This window comes from Nocardioides sp., from assembly GCF_036401255.1.
Taxonomy (GTDB): Bacteria; Actinomycetota; Actinomycetes; order Propionibacteriales; family Nocardioidaceae; genus Nocardioides.
Window position 1 is genome coordinate 1 of the sequence record NZ_DASWVI010000065.1, and the last position, 6,899, is coordinate 6,899.

At 72.8% G+C, this 6,899-nt stretch carries 8 protein-coding genes; 1 reads left to right on the forward strand and 7 read right to left on the reverse strand.

What is annotated here, in order from left to right; genetic code table 11:
• The 7 genes from VGD85_RS02895 to VGD85_RS02925 form a co-directional block, all read right to left on the reverse strand.
• On the reverse strand, positions 1-600 hold a 600-nt coding region (locus VGD85_RS02895; protein WP_331061943.1), incomplete at its 3' end, for an FtsW/RodA/SpoVE family cell cycle protein.
• Position 601: 1 nt separating this feature from the next.
• Complete coding sequence (mrdA, locus tag VGD85_RS02900) at positions 602-2,728, reverse strand: penicillin-binding protein 2 (protein WP_331061944.1); 2,127 nt, start codon at positions 2,726-2,728, stop codon at positions 602-604.
• Positions 2,729-2,737: 9 nt separating this feature from the next.
• Entirely contained in the window at positions 2,738-3,250 is a 513-nt protein-coding gene (gene mreD, locus VGD85_RS02905; RefSeq protein ID WP_331061945.1) for a rod shape-determining protein MreD, read from the reverse strand.
• Positions 3,247-4,179, reverse strand: a complete 933-nt coding sequence (mreC, locus tag VGD85_RS02910; protein ID WP_331061946.1) for a rod shape-determining protein MreC — start codon at positions 4,177-4,179, stop codon at positions 3,247-3,249. Before mreC ends, mreD begins: the two co-directional genes overlap by 4 nt.
• The gene (locus tag VGD85_RS02915; RefSeq protein ID WP_331061947.1) at positions 4,179-5,207 is read right to left on the reverse strand and encodes a rod shape-determining protein; all 1,029 of its coding nucleotides are present in this window, start codon (positions 5,205-5,207) and stop codon (positions 4,179-4,181) included. Before VGD85_RS02915 ends, mreC begins: the two co-directional genes overlap by 1 nt.
• Positions 5,208-5,340: 133 nt before the next feature.
• On the reverse strand, positions 5,341-5,748 hold the full coding sequence (gene ndk, locus VGD85_RS02920) for a nucleoside-diphosphate kinase (RefSeq protein ID WP_331061948.1): 408 nt from the start codon (positions 5,746-5,748) through the stop codon (positions 5,341-5,343).
• Positions 5,749-5,840: 92 nt separating this feature from the next.
• Positions 5,841-6,512 carry a pyridoxamine 5'-phosphate oxidase family protein gene (locus VGD85_RS02925; RefSeq protein ID WP_331061949.1) on the reverse strand — a complete coding sequence of 224 codons (672 nt, stop codon included), beginning with the start codon at positions 6,510-6,512 and terminating at the stop codon, positions 5,841-5,843.
• 70 nt (positions 6,513-6,582) lie between these two features.
• On the opposite strand from VGD85_RS02925, the gene VGD85_RS02930 reads away from it, so the two are divergent.
• Positions 6,583-6,899: GntR family transcriptional regulator (locus VGD85_RS02930; protein ID WP_331061950.1), on the forward strand; the 317-nt coding region annotated here is incomplete at its 3' end.

Here is a 6,899-nt window from a genome sequence, read left to right on the forward strand (position 1 = left end):
GGCGGCCGTCACCCCGCCGGCGGCCAGCAGGCCGAGCCAGCGGCGCGGCGCCCCCGAGACGGCCAGCACGCCGAAGACCGTCGCGGAGAGCACGAGCATCGTGCCGAGGTCGGGCTGCAGCATGATCAGGGCCGCGGGCAGGCCCGCGATCGCGAGCATGCCGACGACGTCGCCCATGCTGCCGCCCGGGCGGCCCTTGCGGACGTCGGCGCGCTCGGCCACCCACAGGGCCATGCCGATCACGACCGCCAGCTTGGCGAACTCCGAGGGCTGGATCGACATCCCGCCCAGCTGCAGCCACGACCGGGAGCCGTTGACCGTGGAGCCCATCGTCAGCACCAGCACGAGCCCGCCCAGCGAGGCGAGGTAGACCAGCGGCGCCACGATCCGCAGCGACCGGTGGTCGGTGGCGAGCACGACGACCATGAGCACCAGCCCGATGAGTGCGTTGACCACCTGCTTCTTCAGGTACGCCGCCGGGTCGCCCGCGGTGAGGTCCTCCCGGTGCATGGTCGCCGACCACACCAGCAGGCTGCCCAGCGTGACGAGTCCGAGCACGGCGAGCATCAACAGCCAGTCGAGGCGAGGGGTGCGCAGCACGTCAGTCGTCCTTCCGCGCGGGCGGCAGGATCGTGCCGTCCTTCATGAACGTCGGCAGGGCCGCCGGAGGCGTCGTGCCCGGGATCGCCGCCTTCGCGGGGTCGACGCTCATCCCGTCGACGCCGTACAGCGACTCCCAGATCTTGCGCACCGCCGGCCCCGAGGTGCCCGACCCGGTGCCGGCCTGGCTCACCATCATGATCACGACGTAGTTCTCGTCGTACGACGCGACCCACGACGTCGACTGCTTGCCGTAGACCTCGGCGGACCCGGTCTTGCCGCGGATGTGGACCTTGTCGAGCGGGAAGTCGCCGAACCGCCAGGCCAGGGTGCCGACCTTGGGCGTGCCCTGGAGGGCCTGGTCGACGTAGCGCAGGCTCGCGGCCGACGCGTCGACCTTGCCCTGGGCGACGGGCTTGAAGCGCTTGAGCACGGTGCCGTCCGGGCTGACGATCGCCTTCGCCACCCGCGGCGCGTAGAGAGTGCCGCCGTTGGACAGCGCGGCGTAGGCGCGGGCCAGCTGGAGCGGCGTGACCATCGTGTCGCCCTGGCCGATCGAGTAGTTCACCGCGTCACCGGCGCGGTAGTAGGAGCCCTCGAGGCAGAACTCGTGGGCGAAGACCCGCAGGAAGCTGCTCTTCGCGGTGCCCTGGCGGTCGATCTTGCAGTAGTAGCCCTTCATCGCCTTCCAGTAGGCGAGCTTCCACTTCCGATCGGCGATCCGGCCGCTGGCCTCGCCGGGCAGGTCGACCCCGGTCTCCCTGCCGAAGCCGAAGTTCTCGGCCTCCCGCACCAGCGGGTCCTTGGCGTCCACGTCGGTCGGGTCCGAGCCGTACTTCTGCCAGAAGTGCAGGCCGACGCGGTAGAAGAACGTGTCGCAGGACAGCTGCAGCGCCTGGTCGAACCCGATCGCGCCGTACGAGGCGGACTCGTAGTTCTTGAACCACCGGTTGCCGACCTGCAGCCCCGAGGAGCAGTCCAGCCGCGTGTCGGTGGAGTAGCCGTTGTTGAGTGCGCCGACGGTCATGATCGGCTTCCAGGTCGAGCCCGGGGCGAACTGGCCCTGGGTCGCGCGGCCGAGCAGCGGGTTGCCGGCCGCCTCGGAGTAGAGCCGCGCGAGCTGCTTCTTCGTGATGCCGCCGACCCACACGCCGGGGTCGTACGTCGGCTGGCTGGCCATCGCCACGATCCGGCCGGTGTCGGCCTCCATCACGACCACCGCGCCGGAGTCGGCGCGGTAGTTGCGGCCGGTGACCTTGTCGAAAGTCTGCCGGGCGGTGCGGATCGTCTCGGCCAGCTGCTTCTCCACGACGCCTTGCACCTTGGCGTCGATCGAGGTGACCAGGGTGTCGCCGGGCGAGCTGTCGACCTCGCTGTCGTCGCCGAGCACCCGGCCCATCGAGTCGACCGCGACGCGCTTGTAGCCGGGCATGCCGCGCAGCCAGCGGTCGTACTGCTTCTCCACCCCGGCCCGGCCGACCGACGACGCGCCGTTGACCGACTGGTCGCCGTGCTCCTCCGCCCGGTCCAGCTCGTCCTCGGTGATCGGGCTCAGGTAGCCCAGCACGTGCGCGAGGTTGACGCCGTAGGGCTGCGGATAGGCCCGCACGCTCTGCTGCTCGGCCAGGACGCCCGGGTAGTCCTCGGGCTGCTCGAGGATCCGCAGCGCGACCGACTGCTTGACGTCCGTGGCGACCGGCACGGGCTGGTACGGCGAGCCGTTCCAGCAGGTCCCGGGAACGCTGCCCTCCTCGCCGCAGGTGACCAGCTTGCGGTGGATCGTGCGGGCCGGCACCGCGACCACCCCGGCGACCCGGTCGACGAGCACGTCTTGCTGGTGCTCGGTCATCCTCCCCAGCATCGTGCGGTCGATCGAGACGACCCACGAGGTGCGGTTGGCGACCAGCGGGCGGCCCTGGTCGTCGACGATGAGCCCGCGCTGGGGCTGGACGACGATCTCGCGGACCGACTGGGAGGCGGCCTGGGCGTGGTACTCCTCGCCGCCGACGACCTGCAGGTAGTACAGCCGCGCGAACAGCGTCGCGAACAGCGCGAAGACCAGCGCCTGGATCACGACCAGGCGCAGCCGGCCGGCCGACCGGGACGACCCGCGGGAGGACCCTGCCATCGCCGGCCCCTAGGCGAGCGAGCGGTCGGGCTCGAGGTGCCGGAACAGCGCCATCACGGCGGGCAGCACGAGCGGGGTGAGCAGGAGGTCCCAGAGCAGCGCGACGCCGATCACCTCGAGGAGCTCGGGGATGCCGAGCGCCGGGTCGTCGAGCACGAGCCCGCTGAGCGCGAACACCGAGGTGCCGACGAACGAGGAGGCCGCGACCGTCGCCACGATCGCCGTGACCGGCGGGCGCGCCTCCTGGCGGACCCGGCCGGCGACGTACCCGACGAGCACGAGCGCGAGCGCCCAGCGGCCCGCGACGTGGTCGGCGGGCGGGGCGAGGTCGAGCGCCACGCCGGCACCGAACCCGAGCAGCATCGCGAACGGCGCACCCTGGGTGAGCGCCGCCCCGACGACCACGAGCAGGCAGAGGTTCGGGACGATCCCGTCCCAGGCGAGGTGGGAGAAGACCGAGACCTGGAGCACCAGGGCGACCGCGACGGCCGCCGCGGCGAACGCCGCGCGCAGGGCGTTCACCTCAGGCCCCCGTCGGACTCGATGACCGCGCGGTCGCTGCGGGTGCCGGAGGGCACCACGACGCCGACCAGGTCGAGCGCTCCGAAGTCGACGAACGGGTCGATCACGGCGCGCTGCGAGGTCTCGCGCAGGCTGCTGTAGACGGTGGTCACCCGGCCGACCGGGATGCCGGAGACGTACGGTCCCCCGGCCTCGCTGCCCCACGTGACGACCGTGTCGTGCTTGGCGGGCACGGCGGTCTCGTCGACGAGCTCGAGGTCGAGGCGGCCGTCCTTGCCGAGCACACCGCGCCCGTGCAGGAAGCCGACCTCCATGCTCTCGCCGACCCGGCCGCCGACCACGGAGTCGGCATCCACGATCAGCAGCACGGTGGCGGTGCTGCGGGTCACCCGCAGCACCCGCCCGACCAGGCCGTCGTTGTTGACCACGGTCAGGTCGGGACGGATCCCGGCGTCGGAGCCGGCGTCGATCGTGATCGTGCTCGAGAACGACTGCGACGCACCCAGGCCGACCACCCGCGCCGGCACGAGGGAGTAGCCCAGGTCGCGGGCGGCGGCCGTGAGCCCGTCGTACTCCTCGAGCCGGTTGCGGTCGTAGCCCTGGGTCGCGAGGTCCGACTTGAGCCGGGAGTTCTCGGCCTGGAGCGCGATGAGGTCGTCCTGCATGGAGTCGCGCGAGCGGAACCAGTCCGGCACGGCGGTGAAGGGGCGTACGGCGGTCGCGGTCGCGACCTCGACCGGGCCGAAGACCTCGCCGGCGACCCGGCGGGCCGGCTCGAGCGGCGACCCGTCGCCGGCCTGGTCGAGCGTCATCAGCGTCAGGCAGGCGAGCACGAGGGCGACCAGCAGCGCCGGTGAGGGCGGCGGGCGCTCCCCCGGGGCGCGCCAGCGGCGCTCCCGGGTCGCCCGGAGCCGGTCGTGCGGGCGCATCAGCCGCGCCTCCGGTCGCTGACCAGCACCTGCTGGAGGGCCTCGAACTCCTCGACGCACTTGCCCGCACCGAGTGCCACCGAGCTGAGCGGGTCCTCGGCGACGTGCACCGGCATGCCGGTCTCGTGGCGCAGCCGCTCGTCGAGACCGCGCAGGAGCGCGCCGCCGCCGGTGAGCACGATGCCGCGGTCCATGATGTCTCCGGCGAGCTCCGGCGGGGTCTGGTCGAGGGTGGAGCGGACGGCGTCGACGATCGCGTGCAGCGGCTCCTCGAGCGCCTGGCGGATCTCGGCGCTGGACACGGTCACCGTGCGGGGCAGACCGGAGACCATGTCGCGCCCACGGATCTCGGCCTCGGGCTCCTCGGCCAGCGGGAACGCCGACCCGAGGGTCGTCTTGACCTCCTCGGCGGTCCGCTCGCCGAGCATCAGCGAGTGCTCCTTCTTCATCCAGGCCACGATCGCCTGGTCGAGGTCGTCGCCCGCGGTGCGGATCGACAGGCTGGTGACGATGCCGCCCAGCGAGATCACGGCGACCTCGGTCGTGCCGCCGCCGACGTCGACGACCATGTTGCCGGTCGCCTGGTGGACGGGGAGCCCGGCGCCGATCGCGGCGGCCATCGGCTCCTCGACGATGTAGACCCGCCGCGCCCCGGCCTGGTAGCCGGCCTCCTTGACGGCCCGCTGCTCCACCGCCGTGATGCCGCTGGGCACGCAGATCACCATCCGCGGCTTGGCGAAGTAGCGGCGCCGGTGCACCCGCTGGATGAAGTAGCGCAGCATCTCCTCGGTCGCCTCGAAGTCGGCGATGACGCCGTCCTTGAGGGGCCGGATCGCGGTGATGTTGTCGGGCGTGCGCCCGATCATCCGCTTGGCCTCGTGGCCGATCGCGAGGATCTCACCGGTCGTGTCGTTCAGCGCCACCACGCTGGGCTCGTCGAGCAGGACGCCCTTGCCGCGCACGTACACGAGGGTGTTGGCGGTGCCGAGGTCCACGGCCATGTCGCGGCCGATGAAGCTGTTCGCCATGCGTCGCCCTGTCGCTGGAGCCCCACCGCCGGGGGACGGTGGTGCAGGTGGGGAAGGTGTGACACCAGGCTACGAAGGCGGAGCGCTGCCGCCGGGGACGACACGCGGCCCCGCCGGAGCGAATCGGTGCAGGTCAGAGACCCGGGAACCAGATCCCGATCTCGCGCTCGGCCGACTCCGGGGAGTCCGAGCCGTGCACGAGGTTCTGCTGGTTGGACAGGGAAAGGTCGCCGCGGATCGTGCCCGGGGCGGCCTTGCGGCCGTCGGTGGCGCCATTGAGGGCCCGCACGATCTCGACGGCCTCGTCGCCCTCGAGCACGACCGCGACCAGGGGGCCGCTGGTCACGAAGTCGCGCAGGCCCGGGTAGAAGCCCTTGCCGACGTGCTCGGCGTAGTGCTGGTCGGAGAGCTCGGTGTCGATGGTGCGGTGCTCCATCGCGACGATGCCCAGGCCCTTCGCCTCGTAGCGGGACAGGATCGTTCCGACCAGCCCGCGGCGGACGGCGTCGGGCTTGAGGAGGACGAGGGTGCGCTGACTCATGGTCCGCACCCTACTGAGCGAGCCGGGGGTCCGGGCGAGGGCCCTTGGCCGCTCGGTCGCGGGTCTTTGGACCGGCCGGATCGGGTCCGGAGTCAGGCCAGCGACGTGACCCGGTGCAGCACGTCGCCGGGCACCGCACCGCCCGCGTGCTCGTCGGGCACCGGCGCGGAGGCCACCCGGCGCACCGGGATGTGCCCGCCCCAGACCCCGGCGGCGACGTCCTCCGGCTCGTCACCGGGGCCGCCGGCCCGCGCCTTCATCGACGCCTCGTGGAGGGGTACGGCGAGCACCGCGGTCGCGGCCAGCTCCTTGCGGGTCGAGGGCCGCAGCGTCCCCGAGCGCCCCGGGATCATGTGGTCGACGATCAGCGCGAGCGCGCGGTCGCGCTCGTCGGGGTCGGTCACCAGGCGCCCGGGCCCGATGACCACCGCGGAGCGGTAGTTCATCGAGTGGTGGAACGTCGAGCGTCCGGCGACCAGCCCGTCGAGCTCGGTGACGCTCACGCACACCGTCGCGCCGGCGGCCGCCTGCACCCACCCGGCCGCGACCGAGCCGTGCACGTAGAGCGTGCCGTCGCGGTCCGGCCCGTCGGGGTCCACACCGAACGCGACCGGCAGCACCAGCGGGTGATCGCCGACCGTCACGCCGAGGTGGGCGATCAGGGCGTCCTCGAGCAGCAGGTGCAGGGCGGTGCGGTCGTCGACCGCGCGGTTGCGGCCGCGGCCGACGGTGGTGCGGGAGGTCGGGGACAGGGTGCTGGTCACGGAACTAGGATTCCCGGCAAGTGGCCTGGGCGCACGGGCCAATCCGACACCAATTGGACAGGACACTTCGATGACCACGCTGCCGGTGCGGCTGGACCGCGACGCCCCGGGGCCGCTCGGCGTCCAGCTCTCCGGGCGGATCCGCGAGCTGGTGCTCGCCGGCACGCTGACCCGGGGCGACCGGCTGCCGAGCACCCGGGCGCTGGCCGCCGACCTCGGGGTGAGCCGCGCCGTGACCGAGCAGGCCTACGAGCAGCTGCTCGCCGAGGGCTGGCTCACGGCCCGCCGCGGTTCGGGCACCTACGTCGCGGCCGACGGGCCCGCGCGGCCCGGCGTACCCTCCCCTCGCGCGGTGCGCCCGGCCGAGCACCTGGTGCGGCTCGACGC

Excerpts from the sequence above, each read along its gene's own strand:
- mrdA (WP_331061944.1), bottom strand. The coding sequence starts at position 2,728 with ATGGCAGGGTCCTCCCGCGGGTCGTCCCGGTCGGCCGGCCGGCTGCGC.
- mreC (WP_331061946.1), bottom strand. The coding sequence starts at position 4,179 with ATGCGCCCGCACGACCGGCTCCGGGCGACCCGGGAGCGCCGCTGGCGC.
- VGD85_RS02915 (WP_331061947.1), bottom strand. The coding sequence starts at position 5,207 with ATGGCGAACAGCTTCATCGGCCGCGACATGGCCGTGGACCTCGGCACC.
- ndk (WP_331061948.1), bottom strand. The coding sequence starts at position 5,748 with ATGAGTCAGCGCACCCTCGTCCTCCTCAAGCCCGACGCCGTCCGCCGC.